Raw genomic sequence first — 17,853 nt, 5'->3', positions numbered from 1 at the left:
GATTGGGATTTAATATATAAGTAAGTTGAAATCGGGTTGTTAAAACGTTTATTTTACTTTATTCAAAATTGCTTTGAAAGCTTCTGGATGATTCATTGCTAAATCAGCAAGCACTTTACGGTTCAATTCGATACCGTTTGATTTTACTTTTCCAATAAATTGTGAATAACTCATTCCTTCCAAACGAGCACCAGCGTTGATACGCATAATCCATAACGAACGGAAGTTTCTTTTGTTTTGTCTTCTGTCACGGTATGCATAAACTAAGGCTTTTTCAACCGCGTTTTTAGCAACCGTCCAAACGTTTTTACGTCTACCAAAGTAACCTTTGGCTTGCTTTAATACTTTTTTTCTTCGTGCTCTTTTTGCAACTGAATTTACTGATCTTGGCATAATTTTCTTGTTTTTTTGTAGCAGGCGTCCCGAATTTAATCAAGGGAACTTATAGGCCATACTCCAAGGTTATTTAAATTGTTTTAACCTAAAGAATAAAAGTTTGCAGCTTGCAGTCGCAGTTTGCAGTTTTTCCTGCCAACTGTTACTGTAATCTGAATACTAGATTATTCTTAATTGTTGTTTAATGCTTTTCTCATCTGTTTTGTGAACCAAAGTAGAATGAGTCAATGCTAATTTACGCTTTTTTGATTTCTTGGTCAAAATGTGACTTTTGAAAGCGTGTTTTCTCTTGATTTTTCCAGTACCAGTTACTTTGAATCGCTTCTTAGCACTAGATTTTGTTTTCATTTTAGGCATAATTTCCCTAATTTATTTGTGATTTAACTTACTTACTATTTTTTAAGTGGCTGAGGTGCTGAGATACTAAATTGCTGATATTTTTCAAGAACTTAATTCAGACACAAAGCAACTTATTTTTTCTTCTTTGGTGCGATATACATAATCATTCGCTTTCCTTCTAAAACAGGTAATGCTTCTACTTTTCCAAGATCTTCTAGATCTTGAGCTAGTCGCAATAATAGAATTTGGCCTTGTTCTTTATAGATAATGGAACGTCCTTTAAAGAATACAAAAGCTTTTAATTTTGCTCCTTCTTTTAAGAATTTTTCAGCATTTTTCTTTTTGAATTCATAATCATGCTCATCGGTTTGCGGTCCGAAACGAATTTCTTTCACCACAATTTGCGTCGATTTTGCTTTGAGCATTTTTTCACGCTTCTTTTGTTCGTAAATAAACTTACCGTAGTCCATTAGTTTACAAACAGGCGGTTCGGCATTTGGAGAAATTTCAACCAAGTCTACTTCAAATTCTTCGGCCAATCGTAAGGCTTCCGAAATTTTGTAAACGCCCGGTTCAATGTTCTCACCTACCAAACGAACTTCTGGTACTCGAATTAAATTGTTAATTCGGTGTGCTGCTTTTTTTTCTACTCTGGGTTGATAACCCCTGTTGTTTCTAATTGCTATGGCCTTTTATATTTAAAGTTAAACGTCAAATGTTTTTAGTGTTTTGCTGATTTCTTCGTTTACAATTTGTGCAAAATCTTCAATTGTAATTGTACTGTTTCCTCTTCCTTCTTGCCCATGTCTTCGGATAGAAATGGTACCGTTTTTTTCTTCCTCTTCACCAACAATAATCATAAACGGAATTTTTTTAATTTCTGCTTCTCTAATTTTCTTTCCGATTGTCTCGTTCCGGTTGTCGATTAGGCCGCGAATTTCGTGATTTTCTAGCAAAGTTAAAACTTTTTCAGCATAATTTTCATATTTCTCACTCAAAGACAAGATAATAGCTTGTTCTGGCATTAACCAAAGTGGGAAATTTCCTGCTGTATGTTCTAATAGGATAGCTATAAAGCGTTCCATTGATCCAAAAGGAGCTCGGTGAATCATTACTGGTCGGTGTAATTCGTTATCGGCTCCCTTGTAGGTTAATTCAAAACGTTCAGGTAAATTATAGTCAACTTGAATGGTGCCTAGTTGCCATTGTCTTCCCAAAGCATCTTTGACCATGAAATCTAGTTTTGGACCATAAAATGCCGCTTCGCCAGTTTCAATTACATAATTTAAACCTTTGTCTTTGGCTGCACTGATAATTGCATTTTCTGCTTTTTCCCAATTTTCAATATTCCCAATATATTTTTCGGGATTGTCTAAATCTCGTACCGAAACTTGAGCAGTAAAGTTTTCAAATCCTAATGAACCAAAAACGTAAAGAACTAAGTCAATTACTTTTTTAAATTCACTATCTAATTGATCAGGTGTACAAAAAATATGAGCATCATCTTGAGTAAACCCACGAACACGAGTCAAACCATGTAATTCGCCGCTTTGCTCATAGCGATACACAGTTCCGAATTCAGCATAACGTTTAGGTAAATCTTTATAACTCCACGGTCTTATGTTGTAAATTTCACAATGATGTGGACAATTCATCGGTTTTAATAAAAACTCTTCTCCGTCTGTAGGAGTTAGAATTGGTTGGAAACTATCGGCTCCATATTTTGCATAATGACCCGAAGTTACATATAATTCTTTTTGTCCAATATGTGGCGTAACCACTTGTTCATATCCTGCCTTTTTCTGAGCTTTTTTCAAAAATTGTTCTAATCTTTCGCGTAAAGCGGCTCCTTTTGGCAACCATAACGGTAAACCTTGGCCTACGCGTTGTGAAAAAGCAAATAATTCTAATTCTTTTCCTAATTTTCGATGGTCTCGACGTTTCGCCTCTTCAATTAACTCTAAATATTCTGTCAATTCTTTTTGTTTAGGAAAAGAAATTCCATACACCCGAGTGAGTTGCTTATTTTTTTCATCACCACGCCAATAGGCACCAGCGACACTCATGATTTTCATTGCTTTGATTAATCCCGTGTTCGGAATATGTCCACCACGACATAAATCATAAAAATTTGAATGGTCACAAAATGTAATGGTCCCATCTTCTAAATTCGAAATTAATTCGGTTTTATATTCGTTGTCTTTATAAATTTCTAGTGCTTCTGCTTTAGAAACAGGACGCATTTTGAATTCGTGTTTCTCTCTTGCAATTTCTAAAATACGGTCTTCTATGGCTTTAAAATCGCCCTCAACTATTCTTTGATCACCAAAATCAACATCATAATAAAAACCATTTTCAATCGCAGGTCCTAGAGTTAATTTAATTCCAGGATACATTTGCTCTAACACTTGAGCCATGACATGTGAGGTAGAGTGCCAAAAAGCTTTTTTACCTTCTTTGTCATTCCATGTATATAAAACAAGTGAACCATCTGTGGTTAAAGGAGTTTCGGTTTCAATCGCATTTCCGTTAAAAGCTGCCGAAATTACATTTCGAGCTAAACCTTCACTAATACTTTTGGCTACTTCCATCGGCGTAATTTCAGCCTTAAACTCTTTTACTGAACCATCCGGTAACGTAATCTTTATCATTCCTTGTATTTTTATGGATTGCAAATATAGATGTTTACAAAATTAGTTACAAAAAATAGACCAATAATAGAAAAGTATTTTTTTTTATGAGTGAAAAACAAAAAAAGAATAACTTGTTTAAGGTGATAAAGTCTCTATTTTAGAATTAAAACAACCCTTAAACTAATCCTAATTTCCATTGGTCTTTGAGGTTTAATAGTAACTTTGTATAAAAAAAGTTATGAAAGTATTAATTACAGGAGCTACCGGGATGATTGGCAATGAATTAGTTGCCCTGTTATTACAACACCATATTGAAATTCATTATTTAACCACTTCAAAAGGAAAAATACAAAATAAACCAAATTATACCGGGTTTTATTGGAGTTTAGAGGAAGGATATATCGACGCAAATTGTTTACAAGGAGTGGACGCAATTATTCATTTAGCAGGAGCTACGGTTTCAAAAAGATGGACAAATAAGTACAAACAAGAAATTATTGAAAGTCGTACCTTGTCTTCATCTTTGCTGTATTCCTGTCTTAAAAATAATCCAAATGATGTAAAACAAGTTATTTCGGCATCTGCTATTGGAATATATCCTGATAGTTTAACCGAATTATATACCGAAGAAAATACAACATCAGATAATGGTTTTTTAGGAAATGTAGTGGTCAAATGGGAGGAAAGCGTCGATGCTTTTAAAGTGTTGAATCTTAAAGTAACTAAAATCAGAATTGGTTTGGTTTTGTCTAATAAAGGCGGTGCTTTAGTAGAAATGCTTAAACCAATTAAAATGGCAATTGGTTCGCCATTTGGTTCCGGAAAACAAATGCAATCATGGATTCATATTGACGATTTAGTAAACATTTTCTATTTTGTACTTCAAAATCAAAAAGAGGGTGTTTTTAATGCGGTGGCACCCAAACCAATTTCTAATACTGAATTGACTAAAGCGATTGCCAAAACATTAGATAAGCCACTGTTTATGCCTAATATTCCAAAATTCATGATGAAATTGATTTTGGGAGAAATGCATCAATTGTTGTTTGCAAGTCAGAACGTGAGTTCTAAAAAAATAGTGCAAAATGGATTTCAATTTCAATTTCAAGAAATACATCCCGCTTTAGACGATTTGTTAAACTAAAAAAAAACTCCTCAAAAAGAGGAGTTTAGTAGGGTATATCGATTTAATTTATTTTGTAGCCGTTAGGTTTACTTTTAATTCGATATCGTCATTTACAAATTTATCTTTCAAATTATCAAACACTGATTTTGAAGCGTAATTAACACCCCAATTGGTTCGGTTAATCATAAAAGGTTCGCTGCTGATGTTTAACGTATTTCCATCAACTGTCAAAAGTGCAGGAAATGAGACCGATTTTGTAATTTCTTTGATGGTTAAATTTCCTGTCATGGTCGTTTTTCCTTCTACTGTTTCTACACTTGTCAATTCAAATTTTGCTTCTGGAAATTTTTTGATGTTAAAGAAATGGTCCGCATCTTCTTCTTTTTCTAATCCTTTTAAATGAGCTTCTAAATCTTCTTTTCCATCACCTGGCTTTAAATCTAAAACTTGAATACTAGCCATGTCGAAAATGAAATTCCCGCTTTCCACCTTTCCGTTATTTAAGAAAATTTCTCCGCTTGATAAAGCAATGGTACCATTGTGTTTTCCAGTTGGCTTAGACCCCACCCATTCTACTACCGATTTGGCGGTATCTACTTTAAACGAATTGGATGTTTCTGAAGCAACGGCTGCATCAATTGGTTCTGCAGTTTCTTTTACCTCTTCCTTACAAGATGTGAATGTAAATGCTGCCAATACAAATAAACTTAAAAATAATTTTTTCATAATAGTGTTTTTTTTTAATTACGCAAAAATAGAAAAGGCATCATTACAATTTCTTAAAGAAACATTAAAGTTTGAGCGAATTAAAAAAGCTTATAATTATTTCTGCTGACAATTTGACATTTTATAACAATTGGCAGTACTTTTGCCATGAAAAAAAAGCAGTGATAAATGTTCAAAAAATTTTTTAAAAAGATGAATCAAGATAACACAGAAAACATAGACAAAGATGTTGTTGATAATGAATTAAATTATTCCGAAGGAATAGATTCAACAACTCCAGAAATGACGCAAGAGGAAAAATTACAAGAAGATTTAGCGAAAGAAAAAGATAAATTTTTGCGACTTTTTGCTGAATTTGAAAATTATAAAAAAAGAACAGCTAAAGAACGAGTTGATTTAATTAAAACAGCTAACCAAGAGGTTTTATTGGCTTTACTTCCGGTTTTAGATGATTTTGATCGTGCTTTAGTTGAAATAGCAAAAACAGAAGACGAAGCAATGTTGAAAGGAGTGGAGTTAATTTTTGAGAAATTAAAATCGACACTCTTATCGAAAGGATTAGAGCAAGTTGAAATTAGAGTAGGGGATGATTTTAATGCTGATTTTGCCGAAGCAATTACACAAATTCCTGCTCCATCAGCTAACCTAAAAGGTAAAATTGTAGATGTTGTGGAAAAAGGATATAAGTTGGGCGATCGAATTATTCGATTTCCAAAAGTAGTAATCGGACAATAATTTAGCTTGTTCATTCCACGAGCATTAAAAAATAATAAGCAATTAGTTAAATGAAAAAAGATTTTTACGAAATACTTGGACTTTCCAAGAACGCTTCGGCTGAAGAAATAAAGAAAGCCTATCGAAAAAAAGCAATTGAATTTCACCCCGATAAAAATCCTGGAAACAAGGAGGCAGAGGAAAATTTTAAAAAAGCGGCAGAAGCCTATGAAATTTTAAGCGACCCTAATAAAAAAGCCAAATATGATCAATATGGCCATGCAGCTTTTGATGGTGCTGGCGGTTTTGGTGGTGGTGCTGGTGGCATGAATATGGATGATATTTTCAGTCAGTTTGGAGATATATTCGGAAGTGCTTTTGGCGGTGGCGGATTTAGTGGCGGTTTTGGCGGTGGCGGTCAACGTAGAATGAAAGGAAGTAATTTACGAATAAAAGTAAAATTAACCTTAGAAGAAGTTGCAAACGGGGTAGAAAAAAAGGTTAAAGTCAAACGAAAAATTCAAGCACCTGGAGTTTCCTATAAAACGTGTGGAACTTGTAATGGTTCTGGACAAGTTTTACGGGTTACAAATACTATCTTAGGTAGAATGCAAACCGCAACCACTTGTTCTACTTGTGGTGGATCCGGTCAAACGATTAGCTCGAAACCAGCCAATGCCGATGCACAAGGGATGATTTTAGAAGATGAAACGGTTTCTATCAAAATTCCTGCAGGAGTGGTCAATGAGATGCAATTAAAAGTTTCTGGTAAAGGAAACGATGCACCGGGAAATGGAATTCCGGGTGATTTGATTGTCGCTATTGAAGAAATTGAACACGAATTTTTAAAACGTGAAGGAGAAAACTTGCATTATGATTTGTATATCAGTGTGGCAGAAGCTGCTCTGGGAGCATCCAAAGAAATTGACGCTGTGGGCGGAAAAGTCCGCATTAAATTAGAAGACGGAATTCAATCGGGAAAGATACTTCGATTGAAAGGAAAAGGAATTCCGAGTTTAAATTCATACGGAAATGGCGATTTATTAGTGCATATAAATGTCTGGACACCAAAGACATTAAATAAAGAACAGCGACAGTTTTTTGAAAATATGTTAACCGACGAAAACTTTATGCCGCAACCTGAAAAATCAGACAAATCTTTTTTCGAAAAAGTTAAAGATATGTTTTCATAATTTAGAAAAAATAATTACATTTGGACTTTACTAGGAAACTAGTAGATTCTTTTTCATAGCAATTTTTCCCATCCTTATGCAAATAAGGGTGGGTTTTTTTTGTAACAAATTCGCAGAAAACAGACATATTCCTTATATTTACCAAAACTCAAAATTAGGTATGAGCAACATCTTGGAAGTTCGCCAAGTAGTCAAACAATATGGCGACTACACGGCTTTAAATCAAGTTTCTTTATCGGTTCCAAAAGGAAGTATTTACGGACTTTTAGGGCCAAATGGAGCAGGAAAAACATCTTTAATTAGAATCATCAACCAGATTACAATGCCAGACAGTGGTGAAATTTGGCTAGACAATGAAAAATTACAACCCAAACACATTCAACATATTGGTTATTTGCCCGAAGAACGTGGGCTTTATAAATCCATGAAAGTTGGAGAACAATGTTTGTATTTAGCTCAACTAAAGGGACTTTCTAAAGAAGAAGCTAAGAAACAACTAATTTATTGGTTCGATAAATTTGAAATTCAGGGTTGGTGGAACAAAAAAATTGAAGAGCTTTCCAAAGGAATGGCTCAAAAAGTACAATTTATCGTCACTGTTTTGCACAAACCTAAATTATTAATTTTCGATGAACCTTTTTCTGGTTTTGACCCTGTAAACGCCAATTTGATAAAAGACGAAATTTTAGCTCTTAAAAAACAAGGTGCAACAATTATTTTTTCAACGCATCGCATGGAAAGTGTTGAAGAACTGTGTGACGATATTGCCCTTATTCATAAAGCCAATAAATTAATAGAAGGAAAATTAATCGATGTTAAAAAAGCTCATCGAACCAATAGTTTTGAAGTGGGAATTCAAACCAATGATGTAGAAGGTTTAATGTTTCAAATAACGCAAAAATTTTCTGTTCAAACTGCTCATTTCAAATCATTAAATGAAGAATTGAAATTAGAAATTGCTCTAGGAAACGCTTCCTCAAATGAACTTTTAGCAATCTTAACAAATAAAGGAATTGTAACCCATTTTGTAGAGAAAATCCCAACAGCAAACGATATTTTTATTAAAACGGTAAGTGAATCAAAATGAGTATATTAAGTTTAATTATTAAGCGTGAATTTATCGCAAAGGTTCGGAATAAATCATTCATTGTAATGACTTTTTTGAGTCCGTTATTATTAGTCGGAATTGCTGTTTTTGTTGGTTATTTGGCTTCTATGAAATCCGATATGAAGCGGGTTGCTATTCATGATGAAAACGGATTTTTTGTAAATGAATTTAAAAATAATGATGAATTTAATTATTTTGATTTATCGGCAATTCCTATTCAAAAATTAAAAGATAGTTTACTTTTAGAACGTTTTGAAGGAGTAATTTATATTCCAAAAGATAGCCTTGTTACTTTGCAAAAATCCATCCAGTTTATCTCGAACGATAGTCCCTCGATGGATTATGTGATGGATATTGAACGAATAATTGCCAAGAAAATCACACTCGAAAATTACCAAAAAGTAGGTTTGGACACCTTGTTAATAAATACCGCCAAGGCCGATGTTGATATTGTGTTAAAAAAAGCTTCTGGCGAAGATACAGTGAAAGGTTTAAACGAAATTAAACTTTTTTTAGGCGGTGCTTTTGGCTATTTAATCATGATGTTCATTATTATTTACGGCAATTTTGTCATGCGAAGTGTGATTGAAGAAAAAACAAATCGAATCATCGAAATTATTATTTCTTCAGTCAAACCTTTTCAGTTGATGATGGGAAAAATCATCGGAAATTCCTTAGCGGGAATTTTACAATTTGCCATTTGGAGTATATTAGGATTGCTATTGTTTTTTATATTTTCCTCACTTTTCGGACTTCAAATGGGAGCATCTACAGCCATTACACCAGAAAATCTAAATGCTGTTAATCCGAGTAGTTTTACAGAAAAAATTCCTCTTTATATTGAGGAGTTTAAGCAACTTCCATTAGGAACCTTATTGGTTTCTTTTGTGATTTATTTTATCGGTGGATTTTTTCTATACAGTTCCTTTTATGCAGCAATTGGAGCGGCTGTAGATAATGAAACGGATTCACAACAATTTTTATTACCTATTATTTTGCCTTTAATCTTAGGCGTATATATCGGGTTTTTTACTGTTCTAAACGATCCACACGGGACAGTCGCAACCGTATTTTCACTTATTCCATTAACGTCGCCTATCGTAATGCTCATGCGAATTCCGTTTGGCGTTCCGTGGTGGCAATTGGTATTGTCTATCCTTTTGCTATACGCAACTTTCCTTTTTGTTGTTTGGTTTGCTGCCAAAATCTATCGAGTTGGAATTTTAATGTATGGCAAGAAACCTACCTGGAAAGAATTGTACCGCTGGTTAAAATAGGTCAAAACCATGTTAAATTTAACCCATATACAAATTAAGAATAGTACCTTAGTTCTTTAAAATTTAGAAATACTTACCATGCCAAGAATATTGATAATTGAAGATGAAGCGGCTATCCGTCGTGTTTTGACTAAAATTCTTTCGGAAGAAAACGATTCCTATATTGTGGAAGATGTAGAAGATGGAATGCAAGGATTAGAAAAAATTAAAAACGAAGACTATGATTTGGTGCTTTGTGATATTAAGATGCCAAAGATGGATGGCGTGGAAGTATTAGAAGCAGTCAAAAAAATAAAACCAGAAATTCCGATGGTCATGATTTCAGGACACGGTGATATTGAAACGGCTGTGAACACCATGCGTTTAGGAGCTTTTGATTATATTTCTAAACCACCCGATTTAAATCGATTACTAAATACCGTTCGAAATGCCCTTGACCGAAAAAAATTAGTGGTAGAAAATAAAATACTGAAGAAAAAAGTCAGTAAAAACTACGAAATGATAGGGAACTCCACTGCAATAAATCAAATTAAATTGATGATTGATAAAGTGGCTCCAACCGATGCCCGAGTGCTTATTACTGGGCCAAACGGAACTGGTAAAGAGTTAGTAGCTCACCAATTACATGAAAAAAGCGAACGAGCAAATTTTCCTATTATTGAAGTGAATTGTGCTGCAATTCCATCAGAATTGATTGAAAGTGAGTTATTTGGTCATGTAAAAGGAGCATTTACGTCTGCAGTGAAAGATCGTGCCGGTAAATTTGAAGCGGCAGACGGTGGAACCTTGTTTTTAGATGAAATTGGTGATATGAGTTTATCGGCTCAAGCCAAAGTTCTACGAGCTTTACAGGAAAATCTCATACAACGAGTAGGAGCAGATAAAGATATTAAAGTGAATGTTCGGGTGATTGCAGCGACCAACAAAGATTTACAAAAAGAAATTGCCGAAGGTCGGTTTCGCGAAGATTTGTATCATCGTTTAGCGGTTATTCTTATTAAAGTGCCCGCTTTAAATGATCGGCGTGAGGATATTCCGATGTTAATTGAACATTTTTCTAAGAAAATTGCGGATGAACACGGCACAGTTATCAAAAATTTTTCAAAATCTGCCATACAATTGTTACAAGCCTATGATTGGACCGGAAATATTCGCGAACTTCGCAACGTGATTGAACGACTCATTATTCTTGGAGGAGCAGCCGTAACAGAAAATGATGTAAACTTATTCGCTTCAAAATAAAGGCAACCTAACTTATAAAAATGCAATTAAAAAAAATAAATGCTCAACTTCAACAAGCTTTAATTGAAAGCGGTTTGACAGAAGCAAATGAATTACAACAGCAAACCTTTTCTACCTTAAAGAGTGGAGCAGATGCCGTGATTCAATCGCCACCGAAATCAGGAAAAACCACTACCATTGTGCTAAATGTTATTCAACGACTGCAAAAAGCAGAAGGTGAAAGTACGCGAGCATTAATTGTAGTAGAAAACAGAGATAAAGTGGTTGAAATGGTTGAATTGTTCGAAAAACTTGGCAATTATCTTGACTTGCGAGTAATTGGCGTTCATGAAAAAGGCGATATTGATTTTGATAAAAATCAAATTTCCTTAGGAATGGATATTTTAATTGGAACGCCAACTAAAATTAATGAAATGTTTTCTTCGGCAGGTTTTAATATGAACACGATTAAACTATTTGTGGTAGACGATGCCGAAGTTCAATTTAGAAATAGAATGGACGCGATCATTCTTCGGTTATCACTTAGTACAGAAAAAACGCAACGTATTTTCTTTTGTTCCACGATTACGGAACGCGTAGAAGTATTAGCAGATAAAATTATGATTGAACCGCTTTTCTTTGAAGAAGATTAAAAAAGCATACTAACAATTAAATTACCATAAAATGGGCATGATGAAAGTGTTTTCCGGAAGTGATATTTTAGCTTCGGCACTAAAAGAAAAAATAGAGGAAATAGGGGTGGAGGTCTTAAAAAAAGATAATATACAATCTGCTCGACTTGGAGGTTTTGGAAATTTAGATTTGGCAGTCGAATTATTTATTGACGAACGTTATTTTGGAAAAGTGAATGACGTTATCGAACAATTCCGAATGGATATTTAAAACTTCTCCTTAAAGAATAACGTGGTCACTAGTGATATTCGCTTATCTTTGCAACTTTAAAATTCGAAAATACTAACAATCGAATCCATTATTTTATGATTACAGTCAATGATGTTTCCGTTCATTTTGGCGGAACTACTTTATTTAGCGATGTTTCTTTTGCCATAAATGAAAATGATAAAATTGCCCTGATGGGTAAAAACGGAGCTGGAAAATCGACGCTTTTAAAAATTATAGCTGGAGCAAGCAAAGCTTCTTCAGGAAATATTTCTGCACCTAAAGAAGCCGTAATTGCCTATTTGCCTCAGCATTTACTAACAAAAGACGAGGCCACAGTTATGGAAGAAGCCTCTAAAGCTTTTGCAGAAATTTTTGATATGAAGGCAGAAATTGATTCACTTAACGAGCAATTAACAACGCGTACTGATTATGAAAGTGATGCTTACATGAAGTTAATTGAACGCGTTTCGGAAGTGAGTGAAAAATTTTATTCGATTGAAGAAGTCAATTATGAAGCCGAAGTTGAAAAAGTTTTAAAAGGACTTGGATTTGAACGAGAAGACTTTAATCGGTCTACTTCTGAATTTTCTGGCGGATGGCGAATGCGAATTGAATTAGCAAAAATATTATTGCAAAAACCCGATTTAATTTTATTGGATGAGCCTACTAATCACATGGATATTGAGAGTATTCAGTGGTTGGAAGAGTTCTTAATTAACTCGGCAAAAGCAGTTATTGTGATTTCACATGATAGGACTTTTGTAGATAATATCACTAACCGAACCATTGAAGTAACGATGGGTAGGATTTATGATTACAAAGCGAAATATTCACATTATTTAGAACTCCGCAAAGACCGACGCATTCATCAGCAAAAAGCGTATGAAGAGCAACAAAAAATGATTGCGGAAAATCAGGAATTTATTGATCGCTTTAGAGGAACTTTTTCCAAAACATTATCCGTGCAATCGCGGGTTAAGATGTTGGAAAAAATTGTGCCAATTGAAGTCGATGAAATTGATAATTCTGCTTTAAAGTTAAAGTTTCCGCCTGCTGTTCGTTCGGGACAATATCCTGTTATTGTGAAAGAGTTGCACAAGAGTTATGGTGAACATGTTGTTTTTAAAGATGCAAACATTGTGATTGAACGCGGTGAGAAAGTAGCTTTTGTGGGCAAAAATGGCGAAGGAAAATCGACGATGATTAAAGCTATTATGAAGGAAATAGCAATCAATAGCGGAAGTGTTGAGATAGGGCACAATGCTCAAATTGGTTATTTTGCTCAAAATCAAGCATCGTTATTGGATGAAAACATGACTATTTTTGAAACGATTGATTCCATTGCCGTTGGGGATGTTCGCACGCAAATAAAAAATATTTTAGGAGCTTTCATGTTCCAAGGCGATGATATTACCAAAAAAGTAAAAGTGCTTTCTGGTGGCGAAAAAACGCGATTGGCAATGATTAAGTTATTGCTAGAACCTGTCAATTTGTTGATTCTCGATGAGCCCTCTAATCATTTAGATATGAAAACGAAAGACATAATTAAAGAAGCGTTACGTGACTTTGATGGAACATTAATTTTGGTATCGCATGACCGTGACTTTTTAGATGGTTTGGCTACTAAAGTTTTTGAGTTTGGCCATAAGCGAGTCAAGGAGCATTTTGAAGACATCAAAGGTTTTTTAGCCTTAAAGAAAATGGAAAATTTACGCGAAATCGAAAAGTAAACGAATCTCAAATTCTTTTTAAATAGAAAATCCCGTTAACATTTGCTAACGGGATTTTTTTGGGTTTTATTCAGCTTTTATAAAGCGGTAATTATAAATTGACTTCTTCTGTTTAATTGGTGTTCTGCTTCTGTACATTCAACACCATCCGCACATTTGTTTACTAATTGAGTTTCTCCGTAACCTTTAGAAGTTAAGCGTTCAGGAGCAATACCGTTTTTAATTAACCAATCTCTGGTTGATTTTGCACGTCTATCCGATAATACTTCGTTGTATTTATGCGTTTGACGGCTATCGGTATGTGATCGAATATCGATGGTCATTGTTGGATATTCATTCAATACATCTAAAATTTTAGCAATATCAATTGCTGCATCAGGACGGATATTCCATTTGTCTAAATCAAAATAGATGAGGTTAATTCCGAATACATCCGCTAAATCACCACCAACTGGAATCGCCTTAATGGCAGTATCCAATTCAATTGGTAATTCTGTTATACCACTTTCTTTAGCAATGATTACAGGTACTTCTTTGGTAGTATACAATTCTTTTTCTGCTCGAACATAATATTTTTTCTCACATTCAACTAAACCAAAATCATATCGTCCATCCACACCAGAAATGGTATCTTTTAACTTGGTGAATTTTTCATCAAACAACGTTAGTTTAGTAGAAGGAAGTATCAGCCCTGTTTCCGCATCGGTAACAATTCCAACTAAGGTTTGCTCACAATCCCATTCAATTTCGCGTGTTTCTAAAAACTTATAGATATCATCATTTCCAACGCCAGGACGATTCGAAGTTAAGAATCCTCGTTTAGTTGCTTTATTGATAATTAAAGCAAAATCATCATACTGACTGTTTGCTGGTTCACCAACGTTATGCACTTGTTTAAAAGTACCTTCTGGCTCCATTTTTGTAATAAAAATATCTAAACCCCCTAAACCTGGATGACCATCAGAAGCAAAATATAATTCGTTATCTGAGGTTATAAAAGGGAAAGTTTCTCGTCCTTCGGTATTGATGTCATTTCCCAAGTTAACAGGTGTTCCAAATGAGCCATCCTCTTTGATGTCTACTTTATACAAATCGGATAAACCTTTTGTTCCCGGCATATCGGATGCAAAGTATAACGTTTTTTCATCAGTACTTAACGTTGGATGAGCGACTTGATAATTATCGCTATTAAAAGGAAGTTCGGTAATGTTTATCCATTTATCGTCTTCTAAAGTCGCTTTATAAATTTTTAATAAGGTAATCTTATTGGCATCTTTCCCTTTTTTACCATCCAAAAAATTATTTCTGGTAAAGTAAACTGTTTTACCATCTTTGGTATAAGCAGGCGTTGATTCATGGAATTTGGTGTTTAATTTCTTTCCATAACGGTCAGCTGCAGATAAAACACCTTCTGTACTCATCTCTGCCGAATACAAATTAGAAAAATACTGATCTGTCCAACTGTGTTTTCTTTTTGAAAAATTTCCAGTGTCGCGAGTAGAAGTAAAAACTACTTTATCCATGTAAAAGGCAGGGCCGTAATCTGAATATATCGAATTTATTCCGGCATCTTCAATATTATAACGTCCTGAATTTTTCTTGATTTCTGCTCGGTAATCTTTATTTTTTTTCGCAAGTAAACCTCGAGAATCATTTCCACTTTTTGTATTGAATTTTGCCATCATTTCATCGGCTTTGGCATAATTTCCAACACCTTTTAGTGATTGAGCATACCGGAAATAAATTTCTGGCTCTAGTTCTTCGGTCATCGAGAAAAGTTGACTATACCATTTTTCTGCATTTACTAGATCCGCATTATAATAGTAAGCGTCTCCAATTTTTTGAAGCATATCTGGCGTTTTGTATCCTTTTTCTGCGACACGTTCATAGGTTTTGATTGCATCTATGTAGGCGAATTTGTCAAAGTTTTTTTCTGCTTTTTTTATTCCTGCTTTCTGAGCTTGAACGTTAAAAGCGATAAAACTAAACAAGGCGATGTATATAAATTTTATTTTCATGACTGTTGCTTATTAGAAGAATCTTGGTGAAACGATTTTGTTTTGTCTTTGGAACAATTCAAATCTAAGAAAAATTTCGTGTGATCCTGAATTGTAATTTTTTAACTCGGTTGTTTCCATATCATATCCATAACCAACATATAAACCGTCAGATACTTGAAAACCAGCCATAGCACTCCATGCTGCATCCCATCTCCAAGCGGCACCTAATACAAATTTATCCATGATTAAGAAATTGGCAGAAAGATCTACTTGTAACGGAGCACCTTCTGTTAACTTAGTCATTAAAGCCGGTTTTAATTTAAGGTTATAACTTAAGTCAAAAACATGTCCAGCAATGAAATAGAAATTCATTCGTTCTTTATTTATGGCAACAGAGTTGTCATCATAACGCGTGGTTTCAAAAAAGCTAGGAACTGATAAACCAAAATAAGTTTTGTCAGAGTGAAAATAGACACCAGCTCCAACATTAGGTGTGAATTGGTTTGTTAGATCAGCAAACTGAGGATCACCTTGGTCTGCAGGATTCAACTTATTAATGTCTAGATTAAACAAATTTGCTGTTCCTTTAACACCAAACGAAAGTTTGTAGGTTTCGGAGGTATTAATAGTATAGGACAAATCAGCTGAAATAGTGTTTTCATTAGTTGGTCCAATGCGATCATTGACAAAGGAAACTCCTATACCTAAATTACTGTTGTTAATTGGTGTATTAATAGAGGCCGTATTTGTAACTGGAGCACCATCTAACCCAACCCATTGGGTTCTGTGTAATCCAAAAATACTCATTACTCCTCTCGATCCAGCATAAGCGGGATTGACATTTATGGTGTTATACATGTATTGTGTATACTGTGAATCTTGCTGAGCGAATCCAGCAAATCCTGTTAACATCAAAGCGAAAAATAAAAATTTTGTTCTCATTTAGTTTCTTTTTTTAGAAACCCGAGGGTTGTTACACCCTCAGGAGTTTATTTTATCTTGTTAGGTATAAATATCCAGATTTGTTAACAGCATTTCCGTCTGTTGTTGTATACTGAATGATATAAAAATAGGTTCCAGTTGGTAATTCAGCTGACTTGTTTACAGTCGCTCTACCTTCAGAAACACCTCGGAATGCTTTAGAACTATTATCGTAGTTCTGAACATCATACACTAACACGCCCCAACGGTTATAGATTTCAACTGAATTACTTGGATAGCACTCAGTATTTTCAATGTTTTCAATATTGAAAAATTCATTCAGACCATCCCCATTTGGAGACATCGCATTATAAATATTAATTGCTTCACATGGGAATACCAAACAATCATCATTTACGTTCATGGTAATTTCATATATTCTAGGGCAAGCTCCATCTGTAATTTCATATCGCAAGATATAATTTCCAAGTATAGTAACTTGACTAGGGGTGAAAATATTTCCATTTAACGCACCCGTATTATCTACATCTATCCAAACACCTCCAGTAGTACCATCAGGTAACAAACTGTTCAAATCAACTGGAGTAATATCTCCACGACAAGATGTGCTGTTGATGTACGTAATACTATCTTCTATGTTGACCGTAATTGTTTGAGTGAACGTTGAAATATTTCCACAACTATCAGCCACTTCCCATGTTCTAACTACTACATAAGCAGAGCTAGATATAGTAGTCGTTTCTTCGTTAAACGTTGGTACACCAGCAGTTGAACAAGCATCGGTAAACGTTAATTCTGGAATGGCAGGAATCGCTTCACAACTCACTGAAATATTTTCATCAAAAGGAGATGCAATTGGACCTGTTGTATCTTGAACGATGATTACTTGATCATGTGAAATATCATTTCCACATAAATCTGTAGCCGTCCACGTTCTAGTAATTACATAATCACCTTCACAAGCACCTGGTGTAATCGATTGAGAAAAAGCTACAGTTGCTTCTCCACAGCTATCCATTGCAGTCAAAATAACTGGTTCAGGGATATTATCACACTCAGCCGTTATATCTTCTGGTAGAGTTTCTACGAAAACAGGAACCGTTGTGTCTTCTACAGTAATTACTTGAACATGTGAAGTTACATTTCCACATAAATCAGTAGCCGTCCACGTTCTAGTGATAGTATAAGCACCAGGACAAGATCCTTGAGCGGTAGCTTCATCAAAAGTTACAGTAGCTTCACCACAATTATCAGTTGCTGTTAAAGTAGCAGCAGTTGGAACGGCATCACATTGAACAGTCGCAGCAGTTGGAAGAGCTTCTACAAAAGTAGGAGCAGTTGTGTCTTCTACAGTAATTACTTGAACATGTGAAGTTACATTTCCACATAAATCAGTAGCCGTCCACGTTCTAGTGATGGTATAAGCACCAGGACAATTTCCTTGAGCAGTAGCTTCATCAAAAGTTACAGTAGCATCGCCACAATTATCCGTTGCGGTTAAAGTAGCAGCAGTTGGAACGGCATCACATTGAACAGTTGCAGCAG

Annotated in this window: 17 protein-coding genes; 9 read left to right on the top strand and 8 right to left on the bottom strand. The window is 34.7% G+C overall.

The window, feature by feature from the left end:
• Positions 1-48: 48 nt before the first annotated feature.
• The 4 genes from rplT to thrS all read right to left on the bottom strand — a co-directional run bounded on the left by rplT (position 49) and on the right by thrS (position 3,386).
• On the bottom strand, positions 49-393 hold the full coding sequence (rplT, locus tag PHR76_RS05830) for a 50S ribosomal protein L20 (RefSeq protein ID WP_300059502.1): 345 nt from the start codon (positions 391-393) through the stop codon (positions 49-51).
• A 162-nt stretch (positions 394-555) separates the two neighbouring features.
• The gene (rpmI, locus tag PHR76_RS05825; RefSeq protein WP_300059500.1) at positions 556-753 is read right to left on the bottom strand and encodes a 50S ribosomal protein L35; all 198 of its coding nucleotides are present in this window, start codon (positions 751-753) and stop codon (positions 556-558) included.
• A gap of 113 nt (positions 754-866) precedes the next feature.
• Positions 867-1,415: a translation initiation factor IF-3 gene (gene infC / locus PHR76_RS05820; protein ID WP_300059520.1), complete on the bottom strand. Its 549-nt coding sequence runs from the start codon at positions 1,413-1,415 to the stop codon at positions 867-869.
• Positions 1,416-1,439: 24 nt separating this feature from the next.
• On the bottom strand, positions 1,440-3,386 hold the full coding sequence (gene thrS, locus PHR76_RS05815; RefSeq protein ID WP_300059498.1) for a threonine--tRNA ligase: 1,947 nt from the start codon (positions 3,384-3,386) through the stop codon (positions 1,440-1,442).
• A gap of 220 nt (positions 3,387-3,606) precedes the next feature.
• Here thrS and PHR76_RS05810 point away from each other — a divergent pair, with 220 nt between their 5' ends.
• A complete protein-coding gene (locus tag PHR76_RS05810; protein WP_300059496.1) occupies positions 3,607-4,512 on the top strand; it encodes a TIGR01777 family oxidoreductase in 906 nt (301 codons plus the stop codon).
• A 48-nt stretch (positions 4,513-4,560) separates the two neighbouring features.
• Here the strand turns inward: PHR76_RS05810 and PHR76_RS05805 are convergent, their stop codons facing one another.
• Complete coding sequence (locus PHR76_RS05805; RefSeq protein WP_300059494.1) at positions 4,561-5,220, bottom strand: YceI family protein; 660 nt, start codon at positions 5,218-5,220, stop codon at positions 4,561-4,563.
• A 192-nt stretch (positions 5,221-5,412) separates the two neighbouring features.
• On the opposite strand from PHR76_RS05805, the gene PHR76_RS05800 reads away from it, so the two are divergent.
• The 8 genes from PHR76_RS05800 (at position 5,413) to PHR76_RS05765 (ending at position 13,366) form a co-directional block, all read left to right on the top strand.
• Positions 5,413-5,955, top strand: coding sequence for a nucleotide exchange factor GrpE (locus PHR76_RS05800; RefSeq protein WP_300059492.1), 543 nt, complete (start codon positions 5,413-5,415; stop codon positions 5,953-5,955).
• 50 nt (positions 5,956-6,005) lie between these two features.
• Positions 6,006-7,127, top strand: a complete 1,122-nt coding sequence (dnaJ, locus tag PHR76_RS05795) for a molecular chaperone DnaJ (protein WP_300059490.1) — start codon at positions 6,006-6,008, stop codon at positions 7,125-7,127.
• Positions 7,128-7,287: 160 nt separating this feature from the next.
• A complete protein-coding gene (locus PHR76_RS05790; RefSeq protein ID WP_300059488.1) occupies positions 7,288-8,214 on the top strand; it encodes an ATP-binding cassette domain-containing protein in 927 nt (308 codons plus the stop codon).
• Entirely contained in the window at positions 8,211-9,512 is a 1,302-nt protein-coding gene (locus PHR76_RS05785) for an ABC transporter permease (protein ID WP_300059485.1), read from the top strand. The genes PHR76_RS05790 and PHR76_RS05785 overlap by 4 nt, the downstream gene beginning before the upstream one ends.
• Positions 9,513-9,590: 78 nt before the next feature.
• A complete protein-coding gene (locus PHR76_RS05780) occupies positions 9,591-10,754 on the top strand; it encodes a sigma-54 dependent transcriptional regulator (protein ID WP_300059483.1) in 1,164 nt (387 codons plus the stop codon).
• Between the two features lie 20 nt (positions 10,755-10,774).
• Positions 10,775-11,386, top strand: coding sequence for a DEAD/DEAH box helicase (locus tag PHR76_RS05775; protein WP_300059481.1), 612 nt, complete (start codon positions 10,775-10,777; stop codon positions 11,384-11,386).
• A 31-nt stretch (positions 11,387-11,417) separates the two neighbouring features.
• Positions 11,418-11,636, top strand: a complete 219-nt coding sequence (locus PHR76_RS05770) for a DUF2007 domain-containing protein (protein ID WP_300059479.1) — start codon at positions 11,418-11,420, stop codon at positions 11,634-11,636.
• A gap of 95 nt (positions 11,637-11,731) precedes the next feature.
• Positions 11,732-13,366 carry an ABC-F family ATP-binding cassette domain-containing protein gene (locus tag PHR76_RS05765; protein WP_300059477.1) on the top strand — a complete coding sequence of 545 codons (1,635 nt, stop codon included), beginning with the start codon at positions 11,732-11,734 and terminating at the stop codon, positions 13,364-13,366.
• Between the two features lie 77 nt (positions 13,367-13,443).
• Here PHR76_RS05765 and PHR76_RS05760 read toward each other — a convergent pair whose 3' ends face one another.
• The 3 genes from PHR76_RS05760 to PHR76_RS05750 form a co-directional block, all read right to left on the bottom strand.
• Positions 13,444-15,384: an OmpA family protein gene (locus tag PHR76_RS05760; protein WP_300059475.1), complete on the bottom strand. Its 1,941-nt coding sequence runs from the start codon at positions 15,382-15,384 to the stop codon at positions 13,444-13,446.
• 12 nt (positions 15,385-15,396) lie between these two features.
• Complete coding sequence (locus PHR76_RS05755) at positions 15,397-16,308, bottom strand: type IX secretion system membrane protein PorP/SprF (RefSeq protein WP_300059473.1); 912 nt, start codon at positions 16,306-16,308, stop codon at positions 15,397-15,399.
• 52 nt (positions 16,309-16,360) lie between these two features.
• Positions 16,361-17,853, bottom strand: a 1,493-nt coding sequence (locus PHR76_RS05750) for a gliding motility-associated C-terminal domain-containing protein (RefSeq protein WP_300059471.1), incomplete at its 5' end; no start/stop codon positions are given.

Source organism: Flavobacterium sp. (assembly GCF_028689845.1).
Taxonomy (GTDB): Bacteria; Bacteroidota; Bacteroidia; order Flavobacteriales; family Flavobacteriaceae; genus Flavobacterium.
The sequence above is the reverse complement of the archived record's forward strand: the minus strand, read 5'-3'. Positions and strand labels throughout refer to the sequence as shown.

Excerpts from the sequence above, each read along its gene's own strand:
- PHR76_RS05790 (WP_300059488.1), top strand. The coding sequence starts at position 7,288 with ATGAGCAACATCTTGGAAGTTCGCCAAGTAGTCAAACAATATGGCGAC.
- PHR76_RS05770 (WP_300059479.1), top strand. The coding sequence starts at position 11,418 with ATGGGCATGATGAAAGTGTTTTCCGGAAGTGATATTTTAGCTTCGGCA.
- PHR76_RS05810 (WP_300059496.1), top strand. The coding sequence starts at position 3,607 with ATGAAAGTATTAATTACAGGAGCTACCGGGATGATTGGCAATGAATTA.
- PHR76_RS05755 (WP_300059473.1), bottom strand. The coding sequence starts at position 16,308 with ATGAGAACAAAATTTTTATTTTTCGCTTTGATGTTAACAGGATTTGCT.
- rplT (WP_300059502.1), bottom strand. The coding sequence starts at position 393 with ATGCCAAGATCAGTAAATTCAGTTGCAAAAAGAGCACGAAGAAAAAAA.
- dnaJ (WP_300059490.1), top strand. The coding sequence starts at position 6,006 with ATGAAAAAAGATTTTTACGAAATACTTGGACTTTCCAAGAACGCTTCG.
- thrS (WP_300059498.1), bottom strand. The coding sequence starts at position 3,386 with ATGATAAAGATTACGTTACCGGATGGTTCAGTAAAAGAGTTTAAGGCT.
- rpmI (WP_300059500.1), bottom strand. The coding sequence starts at position 753 with ATGCCTAAAATGAAAACAAAATCTAGTGCTAAGAAGCGATTCAAAGTA.
- PHR76_RS05780 (WP_300059483.1), top strand. The coding sequence starts at position 9,591 with ATGCCAAGAATATTGATAATTGAAGATGAAGCGGCTATCCGTCGTGTT.
- PHR76_RS05800 (WP_300059492.1), top strand. The coding sequence starts at position 5,413 with ATGAATCAAGATAACACAGAAAACATAGACAAAGATGTTGTTGATAAT.
- PHR76_RS05785 (WP_300059485.1), top strand. The coding sequence starts at position 8,211 with ATGAGTATATTAAGTTTAATTATTAAGCGTGAATTTATCGCAAAGGTT.
- PHR76_RS05760 (WP_300059475.1), bottom strand. The coding sequence starts at position 15,384 with ATGAAAATAAAATTTATATACATCGCCTTGTTTAGTTTTATCGCTTTT.
- PHR76_RS05775 (WP_300059481.1), top strand. The coding sequence starts at position 10,775 with ATGCAATTAAAAAAAATAAATGCTCAACTTCAACAAGCTTTAATTGAA.
- PHR76_RS05805 (WP_300059494.1), bottom strand. The coding sequence starts at position 5,220 with ATGAAAAAATTATTTTTAAGTTTATTTGTATTGGCAGCATTTACATTC.
- PHR76_RS05765 (WP_300059477.1), top strand. The coding sequence starts at position 11,732 with ATGATTACAGTCAATGATGTTTCCGTTCATTTTGGCGGAACTACTTTA.